The organism is Streptomyces sp. NPDC087845 (assembly GCF_044742755.1).
Taxonomy (GTDB): Bacteria; Actinomycetota; Actinomycetes; order Streptomycetales; family Streptomycetaceae; genus Streptomyces.
In genome coordinates this window covers 653,127-672,617 of record NZ_JBIUVC010000001.1, presented here as the reverse complement: position 1 = coordinate 672,617, position 19,491 = coordinate 653,127, and the positions used below count along the sequence as shown (strand labels likewise).

Here is a 19,491-nt window from a genome sequence, read left to right as displayed (position 1 = left end):
CCGTTATCGTTGTGCGGTATGCCTCCATCCGGATGACCGGACGGCGGCGAAACACTCTCACTAGGACCCGGAGAGAGCAATGCCTCCCAAGAAGAAGAAGGTCACGGGGCTTATCAAGCTCCAGATCAACGCCGGTGCGGCCAACCCGGCCCCGCCGGTCGGCCCCGCGCTCGGCCAGCACGGCGTCAACATCATGGAGTTCTGCAAGGCCTACAACGCCGCGACCGAGTCGCAGCGTGGCATGGTCGTGCCGGTGGAGATCACGGTCTACGAGGACCGCTCCTTCACCTTCGTCACCAAGACTCCGCCGGCCGCGAAGCTGATCCTCAAGGCCGCGGGCGTGGAGAAGGGCTCCGGCGAGCCGCACAAGACCAAGGTCGCCAAGCTGACGGCTGCCCAGGTCCGCGAGATCGCCACGACGAAGCTCCCCGACCTGAACGCCAACGACCTCGACGCCGCGTCGAAGATCATCGCTGGCACCGCCCGTTCCATGGGCATCACGGTCGAAGGCTGATTCAGCCCCTCACGTCCTCAGTGGTAGGGCCAAGCGCTGGCCCGCACCACGACTCCACACCCTGAAACCACAGGAGCAGAAGTGAAGCGCAGCAAGAACCTCCGCGCTGCGGACGCCAAGGTCGACCGGGCGCGCAACTACGCCCCGCTCGAGGCCGTCCGTCTCGCCAAGGAGACCGCCTCCACCAAGTTCGACGGCACCGTCGAGGTCGCGTTCTGCCTGGGTGTCGACCCGCGCAAGGCCGACCAGATGGTCCGTGGCACCGTGAACCTCCCGCACGGCACCGGCAAGACCGCCCGGGTCCTGGTCTTCGCGACCGGTGACCGTGCTGCGGCCGCGGAAGCCGCGGGCGCCGACATCGTCGGCGCCGACGAGCTCATCGACGAGGTGGCGAAGGGCCGTCTGGACTTCGACGCCGTCGTCGCCACCCCGGACCTCATGGGCAAGGTCGGCCGCCTCGGCCGGGTGCTCGGTCCGCGTGGTCTGATGCCGAACCCGAAGACCGGCACCGTCACCCCCGACGTCGTGAAGGCTGTCAACGACATCAAGGGCGGCAAGATCGAGTTCCGCGTCGACAAGCACTCGAACCTGCACTTCATCATCGGCAAGGTCTCGTTCGACGACACCAAGCTGGTGGAGAACTACGCAGCGGCGCTGGAGGAGATCCTCCGTCTGAAGCCGTCCGCCGCCAAGGGCCGCTACATCAAGAAGGCCACCCTGGCCACCACGATGGGCCCCGGCATCCCGCTGGACGCCAACCGCACCCGCAACCTCCTCGTCGAGGAGGACCCGGCCGCCGTCTGAGCCCCCGCGCTCGGCAGTAGGCCGCGTCACGTGTGACATGGACGGGCCCCGCAACCTTTCGAGGTGCGGGGCCCGTCCTCGTATCCGTATGTATCCGGTGGCTGTGTCGGAGCTGTGCGTTAGCGTGAGGATCCGAGAGCCGAACGAGGGGTGGAAGCGGACATGAGGACCAGTACCGTGCGACGCGTGGGTCTGTCGGTGGCGGTGGCGGCGGCGTTGACGTCGGTCGCGGCCTGTGGCGGATCGGACGACAAGGGCAGCGACGACCGCGGTGGCGCCGTGGTGAAGGCCGACCCGATCGCCGCGTTGCGCGATGTGCAGAAGAAGACCGGTGGGGAGAGCTCGGCGAAGGTCGAGGGCACCACCCAGATGGGCACCACCATGTCCATGAAGCAGACCGGCACCATCGACTGGACCGACGGTCTCACCGGCACCATGGAGATCACGTACACCGGCGGCACCATGGCGGACGCCATGAAGCAGAACGGTGGCACGGGCACCATGCAGGCCCGCTACTTCAAGGACGGCTACGCGGTCAACATGGGCGAGGCCTTCGCCAAGCAGGCCGGCGGCAAGCACTGGATCAACTACGCCTACGCCGACCTCGCCAAGCTCGCCGGCGCCTCCGGCGAGGCGATGAAGCAGCAGATGCAGAACACCACGCCCGACCAGGGTGTGAAGTCTCTGCTGGCCTCCGGTGACGTGAAGAAGGTCGGCCAGGAGGACATACGCGGAGTCTCCGCCACGCACTACACCGGCACCGTCGACGTCGCCGCGCTGACCGCGAAGAACTCCGAGCTCGGCGCCGACCAGCTCGCTCAGCTGAAGAAGCAGCTGAGCGACGCCGGGATCACCACGGAGAAGGTCGACATCTGGGTCGACAAGAACGATCTCCTGGTCAAGAAGACCGAGCGAGGCCAGATGAAGACCGGCGAACTCAATTCGACGGTGTACTACAGCGACTACGGCACGAAGGTCTCGACCGAGAAGCCCCCGGCCGGCGACACGGTCGACTTCACCGACCTCGTGAAGCAGCAGGGAGCCGGCGCGGGCGCGAACTGAGAGCGGCCGGCGACCGGGCGGCGCAGCTCCCCGGTCGCCGGACGGCCCGGACCTCCCGCACCGTCCGGAGAGGGACGGATTTGCCCGGCGCGACATCGGTCGCGTACTCTCCTGAGGAAGCCAAAGACCGCTGGTCGTTGCTGTGCTCTCGCAAGAGGGGACAGCGACCGAAGGATCCGTCGAGTACGGGCGACCCGCGCAGGTGACTGTGGAAAGCTCCCGACTCCGTTCGGTCGAGCTACGCCCTGGCGCCTGCGCCGGGGCGTTCGTCTTTCCCGGCCCCTTCTGAGCGGTCCTCATCACCCGGAAGGAGGCCGACGCCCATGGCTAGGCCCGACAAGGCTGCCGCGGTAGCCGAGCTGACGGACCAGTTCCGCAGCTCGAACGCCGCCGTGCTGACCGAGTACCGGGGTCTCACCGTGGCACAGCTCAAGGAGCTGCGCCGTTCGCTCGGTGAGAACGCCCAGTACGCCGTGGTGAAGAACACGCTGACCAAGATTGCGGCCAACGAGGCCGGGATCAACTCGCTCGACGACCTGTTCGCGGGTCCGACGGCGGTTGCCTTCGTCACCGGTGACCCGGTGGAGTCGGCGAAGGGTCTTCGTGACTTCGCCAAGGACAACCCCAACCTCATCATCAAGGGCGGTGTCCTTGACGGTAAGGCGCTGACCGCGGATGAGATCAAGAAGCTCGCGGACCTCGAGTCCCGCGAGGTTCTGCTCGCCAAGCTGGCGGGCGCCATGAAGGGCAAGCAGACTCAGGCTGCTCAGGTCTTCCAGGCGCTCCCGTCGAAGTTCGTCCGCACCGCGGAGGCGCTTCGTGCCAAGCAGGCCGAGCAGGGCGGTGCCGAGTAATTCGGCTCGCGCAATGATCGCCGCTCACTAGGGCGACGGTCGCAGCGGGCCGAATGTACGCCCGCCTACATGTACCTCCGGCACCTGCCGGATTAGTGGAAGGACGCCATCATGGCGAAGCTGTCCCAGGACGACCTGCTCGCGCAGTTCGAAGACATGACCCTCATCGAGCTCTCCGGCTTCGTGAAGGCCTTCGAGGAGAAGTTCGACGTCACCGCCGCCGCCGCGGTCGCCGTTGCCGGCCCCGCCGGTCCGGGCGCTGCCGCTGAGGCCGTCGAGGAGCAGGACGAGTTCGACGTCATCCTCACCGGCGCCGGCGAGAAGAAGATCCAGGTCATCAAGGTCGTGCGTGAGCTGACCTCGCTGGGTCTGAAGGAGGCCAAGGACCTCGTCGACGGCACCCCGAAGCCGGTCCTCGAGAAGGTCGCCAAGGAGGCCGCCGAGAAGGCTGCCGAGTCCCTCAAGGCCGCCGGCGCTTCCGTCGAGGTCAAGTGACTCAGGGAGTCTGCTGACTCCTTCTGACGGCCTGTGCCGCACGGCACGGACGTCATCTCACGAAGGGCGATCACCCATCCGGGTGGTCGCCCTTCGGCGTACCCGCGGAGGCTGCCTTGCTCTTCCGGCGGCGACGAGTATGGTGATCTTCGCCGTTGCCTCTCGGGGCCGGCCGACCGGTGCCGGGAGGCGGCCGGGTGAGGGGTCCCGGGGCGTCGTCCCGGCAGGGGGGCCTTGACGAACCGCACGCGGCGCGCAATTCTCAGGACGCGTCGTCACACATCGATCCGAATTCGAGGCATGGATCGTGGACGAAGAGGGCAGTAAAGAAGAGCGCACCGCGCGCACCGGCTAGTCATAGGTGTTGAGAACAGCTGTTGAGAGATACGTGGGTCTCTGAGAACCCCGACTGGACATCAGTGTGCCGTTTGGCTACACTGACCCTTTGCGCTGCCTGTTAGCTGCCTCCTGCCCGTCACCAGGGGCATGCCCACGCTTGAGCACCGATGACCGAAAGTCTCTGACCTGGGATTTCTGTCTCCGTGTACAACTTGGGACCGGTACGCGCGTAGTGAGTCCGAGCCCTCGGAAGGACCCCCTCTTGGCCGCCTCGCGCAACGCCTCGACCGCGAATACGAACAACGGTGCCAGCACCGCCCCGCTGCGCATCTCCTTTGCAAAGATCAAGGAGCCCCTCGAGGTTCCGAACCTCCTCGCGCTGCAGACCGAGAGCTTTGACTGGCTCCTCGGCAATGCCGCCTGGAAGGCTCGCGTCGAGGCTGCTCTGGACAGTGGACAAGACGTCCCCACCAAGTCCGGCCTGGAGGAAATCTTCGAGGAGATTTCACCGATCGAGGACTTCTCCGGGTCGATGTCGCTTACGTTCCGCGACCACCGCTTCGAGCCCCCGAAGAACTCGATCGACGAGTGCAAGGAGCGCGACTTCACGTTCGCCGCCCCGCTCTTCGTCACGGCCGAGTTCACCAACAACGAGACCGGCGAGATCAAGTCCCAGACGGTCTTCATGGGCGACTTCCCGCTCATGACCAACAAGGGCACCTTCGTCATCAACGGCACCGAGCGTGTCGTCGTGTCGCAGCTGGTCCGCTCGCCGGGTGTCTACTTCGACTCCTCCATCGACAAGACGTCCGACAAGGACATCTTCTCGGCCAAGGTCATCCCGTCCCGTGGTGCCTGGCTGGAGATGGAGATCGACAAGCGCGACATGGTCGGTGTGCGCATCGACCGCAAGCGCAAGCAGTCCGTCACCGTTCTCCTGAAGGCTCTCGGTTGGACGACCGAGCAGATCCTCGAGGAGTTCGGCGCGTACGAGTCCATGCGCGCCACCCTGGAGAAGGACCACACCCAGGGCCAGGACGACGCGCTGCTCGACATCTACCGCAAGCTGCGTCCGGGCGAGCCGCCCACGCGCGAGGCCGCGCAGACGCTGCTGGAGAACCTCTACTTCAACCCGAAGCGCTACGACCTGGCGAAGGTCGGCCGCTACAAGGTGAACAAGAAGCTCGGCGCGGACGAGCCGCTGGACGCCGGTGTGCTCACCACCGACGACATCATCGCCACCATCAAGTACCTGGTGAAGCTGCACGCCGGTGAGACCGAGACGGTCGGCGAGTCCGGTCGCTCGATCATGGTCGAGACCGACGACATCGACCACTTCGGCAACCGTCGTATCCGCAACGTCGGCGAGCTGATCCAGAACCAGGTCCGTACGGGTCTCGCCCGTATGGAGCGCGTCGTGCGCGAGCGCATGACCACTCAGGACGTCGAGGCGATCACGCCGCAGACCCTGATCAACATCCGGCCGGTCGTCGCCTCCATCAAGGAGTTCTTCGGCACCAGCCAGCTGTCCCAGTTCATGGACCAGAACAACCCGCTGTCGGGCCTGACGCACAAGCGTCGTCTCAACGCCCTCGGCCCGGGTGGTCTCTCCCGTGAGCGGGCCGGCTTCGAAGTCCGTGACGTGCACCCGTCGCACTACGGCCGCATGTGCCCGATCGAGACCCCTGAAGGCCCGAACATCGGTCTGATCGGCTCGCTCGCCTCCTACGGCCGGATCAACGCGTTCGGCTTCATCGAGACGCCGTACCGCAAGGTCGTCGACGGCCAGGTCACCGACGAGGTCGACTACCTGACCGCCGACGAAGAGGACCGGTTCGTCATCGCGCAGGCCAACGCGCCGCTGACCGACGAGCTCCGGTTCGCCGAGTCCCGCGTGCTGGTCCGCCGCCGTGGCGGCGAGGTCGACTACGTGCCCGGCACCGACGTCGACTACATGGACGTCTCGCCGCGCCAGATGGTGTCGGTCGCGACCGCGATGATCCCGTTCCTGGAGCACGACGACGCCAACCGCGCGCTCATGGGCGCGAACATGATGCGCCAGGCCGTGCCGCTGATCAAGTCCGAGGCGCCGCTCGTCGGCACCGGCATGGAGTACCGCTGCGCCACCGACGCCGGCGACGTGCTCAAGGCCGAGAAGGACGGTGTGGTCCAGGAGGTCTCCGCGGACTACATCACCGTGACCAACGACGACGGCACGTACACCACGTACCGCATCGCCAAGTTCATGCGCTCCAACCAGGGCACCTCGGTCAACCAGAAGGTTGTCGTCTCCGAGGGCGACCGGGTCGTCGCCGACCAGGTCCTCGCCGACGGTCCGGCCACCGAGAACGGTGAGATGGCCCTCGGCAAGAACCTGCTCGTGGCGTTCATGCCGTGGGAGGGTCACAACTACGAGGACGCGATCATCCTGTCGCAGCGCCTCGTGCAGGACGACGTCCTCTCCTCGATCCACATCGAGGAGCACGAGGTCGACGCCCGTGACACCAAGCTCGGCCCGGAGGAGATCACCCGGGACATCCCGAACGTCTCCGAGGAGGTCCTCGCCGACCTCGACGAGCGCGGCATCATCCGTATCGGTGCCGAGGTCGTCGCCGGCGACATCCTCGTCGGCAAGGTCACGCCCAAGGGCGAGACCGAGCTGACCCCCGAGGAGCGCCTGCTCCGCGCGATCTTCGGTGAGAAGGCGCGCGAGGTGCGCGACACCTCGCTGAAGGTGCCGCACGGTGAGATCGGCAAGGTCATCGGCGTCCGCGTCTTCGACCGCGAAGAGGGCGACGAGCTGCCGCCGGGCGTGAACCAGCTGGTCCGCGTCTACGTCGCGCAGAAGCGCAAGATCACCGATGGTGACAAGCTCGCCGGCCGTCACGGCAACAAGGGCGTCATCTCGAAGATCCTCCCGATCGAGGACATGCCGTTCCTGGAGGACGGCACCCCGGTCGACATCATCCTCAACCCGCTGGGTGTCCCGTCCCGAATGAACCCGGGACAGGTCCTGGAGATCCACCTCGGCTGGCTCGCCAGCCGCGGCTGGGACGTCTCCGGCCTCGGTGACGAGTGGGCCAAGCGCCTGCAGGCCATCGGCGCCGACCAGGTCGCCCCCGGCACCAACGTCGCCACCCCCGTCTTCGACGGTGCGCGCGAGGACGAGATCTCCGGCCTCTTCGAGGCCACGATCCCGAACCGCGACGGCGACCGCCTGGTGCAGCCCTCCGGCAAGGCCAATCTGTTCGACGGCCGCTCCGGCGAGCCGTTCCCGGACCCGGTCTCGATCGGGTACATGTACATCCTCAAGCTGCACCACCTCGTCGACGACAAGCTGCACGCGCGTTCGACGGGTCCGTACTCCATGATCACCCAGCAGCCGCTGGGTGGTAAGGCTCAGTTCGGTGGACAGCGCTTCGGTGAGATGGAGGTGTGGGCCCTTGAGGCATACGGCGCCGCATACGCCCTCCAGGAACTGCTGACGATCAAGTCCGACGACGTCACCGGCCGCGTGAAGGTCTACGAGGCGATCGTCAAGGGCGAGAACATCCCCGAGCCCGGCATTCCCGAGTCCTTCAAGGTGCTCATCAAGGAAATGCAGTCGCTCTGCCTCAACGTGGAGGTGCTGTCCTCGGACGGCATGTCCATCGAGATGCGCGACACGGACGAGGACGTCTTCCGCGCGGCGGAGGAGCTCGGTATCGACCTGTCCCGGCGCGAGCCGAGCAGCGTCGAAGAGGTCTGACGGGTTGGCCGGCCGGATCCCCGTGATCCGGCCGGCTCTCCCCGGACCCGTTCAGACCATTGCTGAAGTGCCCCGATTTCTCGCGTGACGCGAGGGGGCTCGAACCCCCGAAAGAGGGATTGACGACAAGTGCTCGACGTCAACTTCTTCGACGAGCTGCGGATCGGCCTTGCCACCGCGGACGACATCCGGACCTGGTCCCACGGCGAAGTGAAGAAGCCGGAGACCATCAACTACCGCACGCTCAAGCCCGAAAAGGACGGACTCTTCTGCGAGAAGATCTTCGGTCCGACCCGGGACTGGGAGTGCTACTGCGGCAAGTACAAGCGTGTCCGCTTCAAGGGCATCATCTGTGAGCGCTGTGGCGTCGAGGTCACGCGCGCCAAGGTGCGCCGTGAGCGCATGGGCCACATCGAGCTTGCCGCTCCCGTCACCCACATCTGGTACTTCAAGGGCGTCCCGTCGCGCCTGGGCTACCTCCTCGACCTCGCGCCGAAGGACCTCGAAAAGGTCATCTACTTCGCCGCGTACATGATCACGTTCGTGGACGAGGAGCGCCGTACGCGCGACCTGCCTTCGCTGGAGGCGCACGTCTCCGTCGAGCGTCAGCAGATCGAGAACCGCCGCGACGCCGACCTTGAGGCCCGCGCCAAGAAGCTCGAGACCGACCTGGCCGAGCTGGAGGCCGAGGGCGCCAAGGCCGACGTGCGCCGCAAGGTGCGCGAAGGTGCCGAGCGCGAGATGAAGCAGCTGCGCGACCGTGCGCAGCGCGAGATCGACCGCCTCGACGAGGTGTGGAGCCGCTTCAAGAACCTCAAGGTCCAGGACCTGGAGGGCGACGAGCTGCTCTACCGCGAGCTGCGTGACCGCTTCGGCACGTACTTCGACGGCTGCATGGGCGCCGCCGCCCTGCAGAAGCGCCTGGAGTCGTTCGACCTCGACGAGGAGGCCGAGCGCCTCCGCGAGATCATCCGTACCGGCAAGGGCCAGAAGAAGACCCGTGCGCTCAAGCGCCTCAAGGTCGTCTCCGCGTTCCTGCAGACCAGCAACAAGCCCAAGGGCATGGTGCTCGACTGCGTGCCGGTCATCCCGCCGGACCTGCGTCCGATGGTGCAGCTGGACGGTGGCCGCTTCGCGACCTCCGACCTGAACGACCTGTACCGCCGTGTGATCAACCGCAACAACCGCCTCAAGCGCCTTCTCGACCTCGGTGCCCCCGAGATCATCGTGAACAACGAGAAGCGGATGCTGCAGGAGGCCGTCGACGCGCTGTTCGACAACGGCCGCCGCGGTCGCCCGGTCACCGGTCCCGGCAACCGCCCGCTCAAGTCCCTCAGCGACATGCTGAAGGGCAAGCAGGGCCGATTCCGTCAGAACCTTCTCGGTAAGCGTGTGGACTACTCCGCGCGTTCCGTGATCGTCGTCGGCCCGCAGCTCAAGCTGCACCAGTGCGGTCTGCCGAAGGCCATGGCGCTGGAGCTCTTCAAGCCGTTCGTGATGAAGCGCCTGGTCGACCTGAACCACGCGCAGAACATCAAGTCGGCCAAGCGCATGGTCGAGCGCGGCCGCACCGTGGTGTACGACGTCCTCGAAGAGGTCATCGCCGAGCACCCGGTGCTGCTGAACCGTGCACCGACGCTGCACCGCCTCGGCATCCAGGCCTTCGAGCCGCAGCTGGTCGAGGGCAAGGCCATCCAGATCCACCCGCTCGTCTGCACCGCGTTCAACGCGGACTTCGACGGTGACCAGATGGCCGTGCACCTGCCGCTCTCCGCGGAGGCGCAGGCCGAGGCCCGCATCCTGATGCTGTCCTCGAACAACATCCTGAAGCCGGCCGACGGCCGTCCCGTCACCATGCCGACCCAGGACATGGTGCTGGGCCTGTTCTTCCTCACCACGGACGAGGAGGAGCGCAACGTCGTCGGACAGGGCCGTTCCTTCGGCTCCACGGCCGAGGCGATCATGGCCTTCGACGCCCGGGAGCTGTCGCTCCAGGCGAAGGTCGACATCCGCTTCCCGGTGGGCACCATCCCGCCGCGCGGCTGGGTGCCGCCGGTCGCCGAGGAGGGCGAGCAGGAGTACCAGCAGGGCGACACGTTCCGGCTGCGTACGTCCCTGGGCCGCGCGCTCTTCAACGAGCTGCTGCCCGAGGACTACCCGTTCGTCGACTACTCCGTCGGCAAGAAGCAGCTCTCCGAGATCGTCAACGACCTCGCCGAGCGCTACCCCAAGGTCATCGTGGCGGCGACGCTCGACAACCTGAAGGCGGCGGGCTTCTACTGGGCGACCCGTTCCGGTGTCACCGTGGCCATCTCCGACGTCGTGGTCCCCGAGGCCAAGAAGGCGATCGTCGCCGGCTACGAGGCGCAGGACGAGAAGGTCCAGAAGCAGTACGAGCGCGGTCTGATCACCAAGGACGAGCGCACGCAGGAGCTCATCGCGATCTGGACCAAGGCGACCAACGAGGTTGCCGAGGCGATGAACGCGAACTTCCCCAAGACGAACCCCATCTTCATGATGGTTGACTCGGGTGCCCGAGGAAACATGATGCAGATGCGTCAGATCGCCGGTATGCGTGGTCTGGTGTCCAACGCCAAGAACGAGACGATCCCGCGTCCCATCAAGGCGTCCTTCCGTGAGGGCCTCACCGTTCTGGAGTACTTCATCTCCACGCACGGTGCCCGTAAGGGTCTGGCGGACACCGCCCTGCGTACCGCCGACTCGGGTTACCTGACCCGTCGTCTGGTGGACGTCTCGCAGGACGTGATCATTCGCGAGGAGGACTGCGGCACCGACCGCGGCCTCAAGCTGAAGATCGCCGTCAAGGGTGCGGACGGCGTGCTCCGCAAGACGGAGGACGTCGAGACCTCGGTCTACGCCCGCATGCTCGCCGAGGACGTCGTCGTCGACGGCAAGGTCATCGCGCCTGCCAACGTCGACCTCGGTGACGTCCTGATCGACGCCCTGGTGGGCGCCGGCGTCGAGGAGGTCAAGACCCGTTCGGTCCTGACCTGCGAGTCCGCGGTCGGCACCTGTGCCTTCTGCTACGGACGCTCGCTGGCCACCGGCAAGCTGGTCGACATCGGCGAGGCGGTCGGCATCATCGCCGCCCAGTCCATCGGTGAGCCCGGTACCCAGCTGACGATGCGTACTTTCCACACCGGTGGTGTGGCCGGTGACGACATCACCCAGGGTCTGCCCCGAGTCGTCGAGCTCTTCGAAGCCCGTACGCCCAAGGGTGTCGCCCCGATCTCGGAGGCGGCAGGCCGCGTCCGTATCGAGGAGACCGAGAAGACCAAGAAGCTCGTCGTCACCCCGGACGACGGCAGCGACGAGACGGCGTTCCCGATCTCGAAGCGCGCCCGTCTGCTGGTGGGCGAGGGCGACCACGTCGAGGTGGGCCAGAAGCTCACCGTGGGTGCCACCAACCCGCACGACGTGCTGCGGATCCTCGGTCAGCGCGCGGTCCAGGTCCACCTGGTCGGCGAGGTCCAGAAGGTCTACAACTCGCAGGGTGTGTCGATCCACGACAAGCACATCGAGATCATCATCCGGCAGATGCTGCGCCGTGTGACGATCATCGAGTCCGGCGACGCGGAGCTGCTGCCGGGCGAGCTCGTCGAGCGCTCGAAGTTCGAGACCGAGAACCGTCGTGTGGTCACCGAGGGCGGTCACCCCGCCTCCGGCCGTCCGCAGCTGATGGGTATCACCAAGGCCTCGCTCGCCACCGAGTCGTGGCTGTCGGCGGCGTCCTTCCAGGAGACGACCAGGGTCCTGACCGACGCGGCGATCAACGCCAAGTCGGACTCCCTGATCGGCCTCAAGGAGAACGTCATCATCGGTAAGCTCATCCCGGCCGGTACGGGCCTGTCCCGCTACCGCAACATCCGGGTCGAGCCGACCGAGGAGGCCAAGGCCGCGATGTACTCGGCCGTCGGCTACGACGACATCGACTACTCGCCGTTCGGCACGGGCTCCGGCCAGGCCGTTCCGCTGGAGGACTACGACTACGGTCCGTACAACCAGTAAGCGAGTCGCTTGACCGACCGGAGGGCGGTCACCCCGTTGCGTGCGGGGTGGCCGCCCTCCGGCCTACGCGCGAAGGCGCAAACTCGTTCCCCTCACCTCCGCGGTGACGGATGATGAGGGGATACAGATCGTCCGGGGGAGTTGGTTGTGTCGTATCCGCCGAGGCAGCCGGACCGGCTGCCGGCGCAGAGCCCGTCAATGCTGGCCTCGCACGCGGAGCGCGAGCGCGCTGTCGATGTGCTGCGGGCCGGTTTCGCGGAGGGGCGTCTTGGTGACGAAGAGCTGGAGAAGCGGGTCGCGCGGGCCCACGAGGCCCGGACCGTGGGGGAACTGAGCCTTCTCGTCGACGACCTGCCCCAGGGGCCCGTCTTCTCCGGGCCCGCCTCCGCCGGCCCTTACGGCCCTGCTGTGCCGGCGACCTTCCTGCCCGCGCCGCAGCCCAGGACGAACGGCAAGGCCAAGGGTGCGCTGGTCTTCGGCGTCCTGGCCCCGGTGACCGCGGTGACGGGAGTGCCCGCGGTCGTTCTCGGGCACATGGCGCGCAAGGAGATACGGCGCAGTGACGAGCAGGGCGACGGCCTGGCGGTCGCCGGGCTCGTGCTGGGATGGGCGTCGATCGTCGGCTGGATATTGCTCGTGGCCGGGTTCGTCACCGCCGTGATCGTCACGCGCTGAGGTCGCCGACGTACGGCGTGTGGAGGCGCGCCGCATTTGTTTTGACCGGAGTCGATGAGGTAGGTACGCTCAGACCTTGTGCCTGGGGTGTGCCTGGGCTCCTGTGCGTGTCCTCAACCGCATGGCGAGTCCGTCACTGGCCACCGCGATCTGCAGCCTTCCCTGCCTTGCGGCAGGAGCTTGCAGCATTCGACACACCCGACCGCGTGGGTCGGTGACGTTCCAGGTTAGTTTCACGAACGGCACACAGAAACCGGAGAAGTAGTGCCTACGATCCAGCAGCTGGTCCGGAAGGGCCGGCAGGACAAGGTCGAGAAGAACAAGACGCCCGCACTCGAGGGTTCGCCCCAGCGCCGCGGCGTCTGCACGCGTGTGTTCACGACCACCCCGAAGAAGCCGAACTCGGCACTCCGTAAGGTCGCGCGTGTGCGTCTGACCTCCGGTATCGAGGTCACGGCCTACATCCCGGGTGAGGGACACAACCTGCAGGAGCACTCCATCGTGCTCGTGCGTGGTGGCCGCGTGAAGGACCTGCCGGGTGTTCGTTACAAGATCATCCGCGGCTCGCTCGACACCCAGGGTGTCAAGAACCGCAAGCAGGCCCGCAGCCGCTACGGCGCCAAGAAGGAGAAGTAAGAATGCCTCGTAAGGGCCCCGCCCCGAAGCGCCCGGTCATCATCGACCCGGTCTACGGTTCTCCTCTTGTCACCTCGCTGATCAACAAGATCCTGCTCAACGGCAAGCGTTCCACTGCCGAGCGGATCGTGTACGGCGCCATGGAAGGCCTCCGCGAGAAGACCGGCAACGACCCGGTCATCACGCTGAAGCGCGCGCTTGAGAACGTCAAGCCCTCGCTCGAGGTCAAGTCCCGCCGTGTCGGTGGCGCCACCTACCAGGTGCCGATCGAGGTCAAGCCCGGTCGCGCCTCCACCCTCGCGCTGCGCTGGCTCGTGGGTTACTCCCGCGCCCGCCGCGAGAAGACCATGACCGAGCGCCTCATGAACGAGCTGCTCGACGCCTCCAACGGTCTTGGCGCTGCCGTCAAGAAGCGCGAGGACACCCACAAGATGGCCGAGTCCAACAAGGCCTTCGCGCACTACCGCTGGTAGTCGCTACCCACATCGAGACCGAGAGAAGATTGAGCCTTATGGCCACCACTTCGCTTGACCTGGCCAAGGTCCGCAACATCGGGATCATGGCCCACATCGACGCGGGCAAGACGACCACCACCGAGCGGATCCTGTTCTACACCGGCGTTTCGTACAAGATCGGTGAAGTCCACGACGGCGCTGCCACGATGGACTGGATGGAGCAGGAGCAGGAGCGCGGCATCACGATCACGTCCGCCGCGACGACCTGCCACTGGCCGCTCAATGATGTTGACCACACCATCAACATCATCGACACCCCGGGTCACGTCGACTTCACCGTCGAGGTGGAGCGTTCGCTCCGCGTCCTCGACGGCGCCGTCACCGTGTTCGACGGTGTGGCGGGCGTCGAGCCGCAGTCCGAGACCGTCTGGCGTCAGGCGGACCGCTACGGCGTGCCGCGTATCTGCTTCGTCAACAAGCTCGACCGCACCGGTGCCGAGTTCCACCGCTGCGTCGACATGATCGTCGACCGCCTCGGTGCGGTTCCGCTGGTCATGCAGCTCCCCATCGGCGCCGAGGCCGACTTCAAGGGCGTCGTCGACCTCGTGTCGATGAAGGCCTTCGTCTGGCCGGAAGAGGCCGCCAAGGGTGAGATGTACGACACGGTCGACATCCCGGACACCCACATCGAGGCGGCTCAGGAGTGGCGCGGCAAGCTGCTCGAGGCCGTCTCCGAGAACGACGACCAGATGATGGAGCTGTACCTGGAGGGCGTCGAGCCCACCCAGGAGCAGCTGCACGAGGCGATCCGCCGGATCACCCTCGCATCGAAGGGCGGCGCCGACTCCGTCACCGTCACCCCGGTGTTCTGTGGCACGGCGTTCAAGAACAAGGGCGTCCAGCCCCTGCTCGACGCGGTCGTCCGCTACCTGCCCTCCCCCCTGGACGTCGAGGCCATCGAGGGCCACGACGTCAAGGACCCCGAGGTCGTCATCAAGCGCAAGCCCTCGGACGACGAGCCGTTCTCCGGCCTGGCGTTCAAGATCGCGAGCGACCCGCACCTCGGCAAGCTCACCTTCGTCCGGATCTACTCCGGTCGCCTGGAGGCCGGCACCGCGGTGCTGAACTCCGTCAAGGGCAAGAAGGAGCGCATCGGCAAGATCTACCGCATGCACGCGAACAAGCGTGAGGAGATCGCGTCGGTGGGCGCCGGCGACATCATCGCCGTCATGGGCCTGAAGCAGACCACCACCGGTGAGACGCTGTGTGACGACAAGAACCCGGTCATCCTGGAGTCCATGGACTTCCCGGCGCCGGTCATTCAGGTCGCCATCGAGCCCAAGTCCAAGGGTGACCAGGAGAAGCTGGGTGTCGCCATCCAGCGCCTCTCCGAGGAGGACCCGTCCTTCCAGGTGCACTCCGACGAGGAGACCGGCCAGACCATCATCGGTGGTATGGGCGAGCTTCACCTCGAGGTGCTCGTCGACCGCATGAAGCGCGAGTTCCGCGTCGAGGCGAACGTCGGCAAGCCGCAGGTCGCGTACCGCGAGACGATCCGCAAGGCCGTCGAGCGCATCGACTACACGCACAAGAAGCAGACTGGTGGTACCGGCCAGTTCGCGAAGGTGCAGATCGCCATCGAGCCCATCGAGGGTGGCGACGCGTCCTACGAGTTCGTCAACAAGGTCACCGGTGGCCGCATCCCCCGTGAGTACATCCCCTCGGTGGACGCGGGTGCCCAGGAGGCCATGCAGTTCGGCATCCTGGCCGGTTACGAGATGGTGGGCGTCCGCGTCACCCTTCTCGACGGTGGCTACCACGAGGTCGACTCCTCCGAGCTCGCCTTCAAGATCGCCGGTTCGCAGGCGTTCAAGGAGGGTGCTCGCAAGGCGTCCCCCGTGCTCCTTGAGCCGATGATGGCCGTCGAGGTCACCACGCCCGAGGACTACATGGGCGATGTCATCGGCGACCTCAACTCCCGCCGTGGCCAGATCCAGGCCATGGAGGAGCGCAGCGGCGCTCGCGTCGTGAAGGGCCTCGTGCCCCTCTCGGAGATGTTCGGCTACGTCGGAGACCTCCGCAGCAAGACCTCGGGTCGCGCAAGCTACTCGATGCAGTTCGACTCCTACGCCGAGGTTCCGCGGAACGTCGCCGAGGAGATCATCGCGAAGGCCAAGGGCGAGTAACTCTCCCGAGCTCACGCTTTAGGCTTGTCACCGGAGCCTGGTGGGGCATTCGTCGCAGAGCGCAAGCAATGCGGTGAATGCCCCCGGCCCCGGCATCCCAGCAAAGATCACCTGGCGCCGATGAAGCAAGGCGTACAGAACCACTCCACAGGAGGACCCAGTGGCGAAGGCGAAGTTCGAGCGGACTAAGCCGCACGTCAACATCGGCACCATCGGTCACATCGACCACGGTAAGACGACCCTCACGGCCGCCATTACCAAGGTGCTGCACGACGCGTACCCGGACCTGAACGAGGCCTCGGCCTTCGACCAGATCGACAAGGCTCCCGAGGAGCGCCAGCGCGGTATCACGATCTCGATCGCGCACGTCGAGTACCAGACGGAGTCGCGTCACTACGCGCACGTCGACTGCCCGGGTCACGCGGACTACATCAAGAACATGATCACGGGTGCGGCGCAGATGGACGGCGCCATCCTCGTGGTCGCCGCCACCGACGGCCCGATGCCGCAGACCAAGGAGCACGTGCTCCTGGCCCGCCAGGTCGGCGTTCCGTACATCGTCGTCGCCCTGAACAAGGCCGACATGGTGGACGACGAGGAGATCCTGGAGCTCGTCGAGCTCGAGGTCCGTGAGCTCCTCTCCGAGTACGAGTTCCCGGGCGACGACCTGCCGGTCGTCAAGGTCTCGGCGCTCAAGGCGCTTGAGGGCGACAAGGAGTGGGGCCAGACCGTCCTCGACCTGATGAAGGCCGTCGACGAGAACATCCCGCAGCCCGAGCGCGACGTCGACAAGCCGTTCCTGATGCCGATCGAGGACGTCTTCACGATCACCGGTCGTGGCACCGTCGTCACCGGTCGTATCGAGCGTGGTGTCCTGAAGGTCAACGAGACCGTCGACATCGTCGGTATCAAGCAGGAGAAGACCACCACCACGGTCACCGGCATCGAGATGTTCCGCAAGCTGCTCGACGAGGGCCAGGCCGGTGAGAACGTCGGTCTGCTCCTCCGTGGCATCAAGCGCGAGGACGTCGAGCGCGGCCAGGTCATCATCAAGCCCGGTTCGGTCACGCCGCACACCGAGTTCGAGGCCCAGGCCTACATCCTGTCGAAGGACGAGGGTGGCCGTCACACCCCGTTCTTCAACAACTACCGCCCGCAGTTCTACTTCCGTACCACGGACGTGACGGGCGTGGTGACCCTTCCCGAGGGCACCGAGATGGTCATGCCGGGTGACAACACCGTCATGACGGTCAACCTCATCCAGCCTGTCGCCATGGAAGAGGGCCTGAAGTTCGCCATCCGTGAGGGTGGCCGGACCGTGGGCGCCGGCCAGGTCACCAAGATCGTCAAGTAATTACCTGACTGTCTGACCTGGTTGCTCCGCACAGAGCACCAAGAAGGGCCCCGGCCCGCCGCGCGAGCGGTGGACCGGGGCCCTTCGGCATGGGGCGGCGGGGGCCTTCGGTAGGGGCGGCGGGGGCCTTCCGGCACCTGCGGCTCGGACCTGGCCGGCGCCTCTCAGGGGCGCCAGAGCCAGGGCAGGGCGTCGGGCCCCAGGGCCACCACCGTCGGCCGCCCGCCCTTCCCGACATGCAGGGCCGGGCCGTCCAGCGCCACCGGTCCCCGTTTCCGTACGGAGATCCCCTCGGACGTACGGAGCTGGATCAGGCCCTTCGCGGTGCGGCCGAGCAGCACCGGGCCGCGCGGCGACGCCGCGGCGGACACCGGTCCGTACCCGTCGAAGCCCACCCGGTCGGCTACCGGCCGCCCGTACCCGTCGATGCCGGTCTCGTCGGCCGTCTCCCCGGTCCATACGGTCGTCAGCGCGGCCTTCGCCGCCGCGCGGTAGAACAGCTCAATGGCCCCGTCCGCCCCGGGCAGCGCGGCCGGGCCGTCCCCGGGCACCGGTACTCCGCCGATCTGGGTGCGCGCGGTGACCGGGTCGCCGGGCGCGTCCTGCGTCCAGTGGTGCACCGCGAACCGGCCCGCCGCGAAGACATGGACACACCCCGCGTCGTCCACCACCGCACTCAGCCCGTCCTGGACCTCGCCGCCGCCCGTGTCCTGCCACCGGCCCCACCGGCCCGCCGTGTCGCGGACCCGGGTGCTGAGGCCCTTCTCCGCGTTCCGTACGAAGAGATGGACCCGCCCGTCGGGGGCGGCGACCGCGACCGGGACGCCGATCCGGCGTCCGCCGTCGTGGTCCCGCACCGGGTTCCCCAACCCCTGCCAGGCCCGGAAGCCGCCGCCGGGGGAGCGCTGCTCCAGTGTGACGATCTCGCGTTCGTTGTCCGCCCCGTGCCCGCTGAGAGCGGCGAACCGCAGACCGAAGAGCAGATGCCGCCCGTCCGGCAGGGTCGCGCCGCCCAGAACCGGTGCGAGCGGGCCGCCGCCGAGGTCGTCCGCGGTGTCCCACGTCCCGCTGCCCGGCGCACTCTCGCGCCAGCGCACCGCCCGCAGCCCCAGCACCCCGTAGGCGACGAGCCGGCCGTCCGGGTCGGTGGCGACGGCGGGTCGGGGGCCCGGGTAGCGGTAATGGGTGGACCGCACCCAGCCCTTCCGGTTGGTCAGCGGCCGGTTGCCGCCCACGTTGTAGTCCCCGCAGCCCGCGGGGTTGCCGCACCGCCAGTCGGCCGAGCCGCCGTACGGCACCAGATGGGACGCCTTCTCGGCCAGCACGGCGGGCGGCAGGTTCTTCGGCCAGTGCCGGTTGTAGTAGGCCCGGAACGCCGTGGTGGCGAAGCTCGGCACCGCACCGCCGCCCTCGGTGGCCCGTGCCACCCAGCGGATGAGCGCCGTCCAGGCGAACAGCCCGGTCGCGGTGTGGTCGGGGTGGTCGGAGTAGCCCTGCTGCTCGCTGTCGCGGCGCCGGACGAGTTCGCTGCTGTGCTGGATGTCGGGGTCCGGGTCCATGGTGTGCACGGCCGTGGGCCGGTACTGCTCGAACAGCCCGACCAGGACGTCGACCAGCCCGTCGTACGTGTACGACCCCGCCCGCTTCAACGGGGAGTCGTCGGCCACGAGGGTCGGCAGGACGAGCCGCCGGTCCTGCCAGAGGCTGGGCAGCCCGAGCCGCCCGTACGAGGTGTGCATCGCGGTGTTGAGGAAGATCAGCTCGACCTTGCGGCCGCCGTTGGCGAGTCTGTTGATCTCCGCGCGGTGGTTGCCGTGCAGGCCGATGACGGACTTCTGCCAGGGGGTGAATCTGCCGAGGCCCAGCAGGGTCGCGTACGCCTGCCGGAGGCCCTGATGGCGGGAGGAGGAGTACGCCGCCTTGTCGGGGGCGGGCAGCGGGTGGCCGGGCGCGCGGTTGATGCCGGTGGCCTCGCCCGCGGTCAGATAGACGCAGACCAGCGGTGTTCCGGCGTCGAGGGCCTGCTGGGTGTCCGGGTTCATGAAGTACAGGTCGTCGTCCGGGTGGGCGAGGATCTGCATCATCAGGGCCCGGTGCGTGGTGCTGATCGGCAGACCGGGCATCGGGTCCGCGGTGGGGTTGCCGCGGCGGGGCGAGGCGGGCGCGGTGCAGGCGCTGAGGGCCGCCAGGCCCGTCGCACCGGCCGCCGCCGTCATCAGAGTGCGCCGTGGCACTCCCGTGCGAGATGCGCGCAGCGCAGGTTCGTCCGTCACACCGTGCTCCGTCCACTTCCCCCGCAGCGGGCGGCTGTGCGGCCCTGCGCTGCGTCCCGATCCCGTG

The 19,491-nt window shown here is 67.2% G+C and carries 13 protein-coding genes; 12 read left to right on the top strand and 1 reads right to left on the bottom strand.

Going from position 1 to position 19,491, the window contains the following annotated elements:
• The first annotated feature begins 79 nt into the window (after nt 1-79).
• The 12 genes from rplK to tuf all read left to right on the top strand — a co-directional run bounded on the left by rplK (nt 80) and on the right by tuf (nt 17,151).
• Nucleotides 80-514 carry a 50S ribosomal protein L11 gene (rplK, locus tag ACIOMQ_RS03055; RefSeq protein ID WP_006126872.1) on the top strand — a complete coding sequence of 145 codons (435 nt, stop codon included), beginning with the start codon at nt 80-82 and terminating at the stop codon, nt 512-514.
• An 81-nt stretch (nt 515-595) separates the two neighbouring features.
• Nucleotides 596-1,318, top strand: coding sequence for a 50S ribosomal protein L1 (gene rplA / locus ACIOMQ_RS03050; RefSeq protein ID WP_362195902.1), 723 nt, complete (start codon nt 596-598; stop codon nt 1,316-1,318).
• A gap of 162 nt (nt 1,319-1,480) precedes the next feature.
• Entirely contained in the window at nt 1,481-2,380 is a 900-nt protein-coding gene (locus ACIOMQ_RS03045; protein WP_362195905.1) for a hypothetical protein, read from the top strand.
• Nucleotides 2,381-2,703: 323 nt separating this feature from the next.
• Nucleotides 2,704-3,234, top strand: coding sequence for a 50S ribosomal protein L10 (gene rplJ / locus ACIOMQ_RS03040; protein WP_362195908.1), 531 nt, complete (start codon nt 2,704-2,706; stop codon nt 3,232-3,234).
• A 111-nt stretch (nt 3,235-3,345) separates the two neighbouring features.
• A complete protein-coding gene (gene rplL, locus ACIOMQ_RS03035) occupies nt 3,346-3,729 on the top strand; it encodes a 50S ribosomal protein L7/L12 (RefSeq protein ID WP_362195911.1) in 384 nt (127 codons plus the stop codon).
• A 601-nt stretch (nt 3,730-4,330) separates the two neighbouring features.
• Nucleotides 4,331-7,816, top strand: a complete 3,486-nt coding sequence (rpoB, locus tag ACIOMQ_RS03030; RefSeq protein ID WP_362195914.1) for a DNA-directed RNA polymerase subunit beta — start codon at nt 4,331-4,333, stop codon at nt 7,814-7,816.
• Nucleotides 7,817-7,945: 129 nt separating this feature from the next.
• A complete protein-coding gene (locus ACIOMQ_RS03025; RefSeq protein ID WP_362195917.1) occupies nt 7,946-11,845 on the top strand; it encodes a DNA-directed RNA polymerase subunit beta' in 3,900 nt (1,299 codons plus the stop codon).
• A gap of 147 nt (nt 11,846-11,992) precedes the next feature.
• A complete protein-coding gene (locus ACIOMQ_RS03020; RefSeq protein ID WP_402187695.1) occupies nt 11,993-12,520 on the top strand; it encodes a DUF1707 and DUF4190 domain-containing protein in 528 nt (175 codons plus the stop codon).
• A gap of 264 nt (nt 12,521-12,784) precedes the next feature.
• Nucleotides 12,785-13,156 (top strand): 30S ribosomal protein S12, encoded by a 372-nt coding sequence (rpsL, locus tag ACIOMQ_RS03015; protein WP_003948652.1) that lies wholly within the window; start codon nt 12,785-12,787, stop codon nt 13,154-13,156.
• Nucleotides 13,157-13,158: 2 nt separating this feature from the next.
• Nucleotides 13,159-13,629 carry a 30S ribosomal protein S7 gene (gene rpsG / locus ACIOMQ_RS03010; RefSeq protein WP_093897234.1) on the top strand — a complete coding sequence of 157 codons (471 nt, stop codon included), beginning with the start codon at nt 13,159-13,161 and terminating at the stop codon, nt 13,627-13,629.
• 38 nt (nt 13,630-13,667) lie between these two features.
• Nucleotides 13,668-15,797, top strand: coding sequence for an elongation factor G (fusA, locus tag ACIOMQ_RS03005; RefSeq protein WP_362195925.1), 2,130 nt, complete (start codon nt 13,668-13,670; stop codon nt 15,795-15,797).
• Between the two features lie 160 nt (nt 15,798-15,957).
• Complete coding sequence (tuf, locus tag ACIOMQ_RS03000; protein ID WP_362195928.1) at nt 15,958-17,151, top strand: elongation factor Tu; 1,194 nt, start codon at nt 15,958-15,960, stop codon at nt 17,149-17,151.
• Between the two features lie 164 nt (nt 17,152-17,315).
• On the opposite strand, the gene ACIOMQ_RS02995 is transcribed toward tuf, so the two are convergent.
• Nucleotides 17,316-19,367, bottom strand: a complete 2,052-nt coding sequence (locus ACIOMQ_RS02995) for a PIG-L family deacetylase (RefSeq protein WP_401753755.1) — start codon at nt 19,365-19,367, stop codon at nt 17,316-17,318.
• Nucleotides 19,368-19,491: the final 124 nt, after the last annotated feature.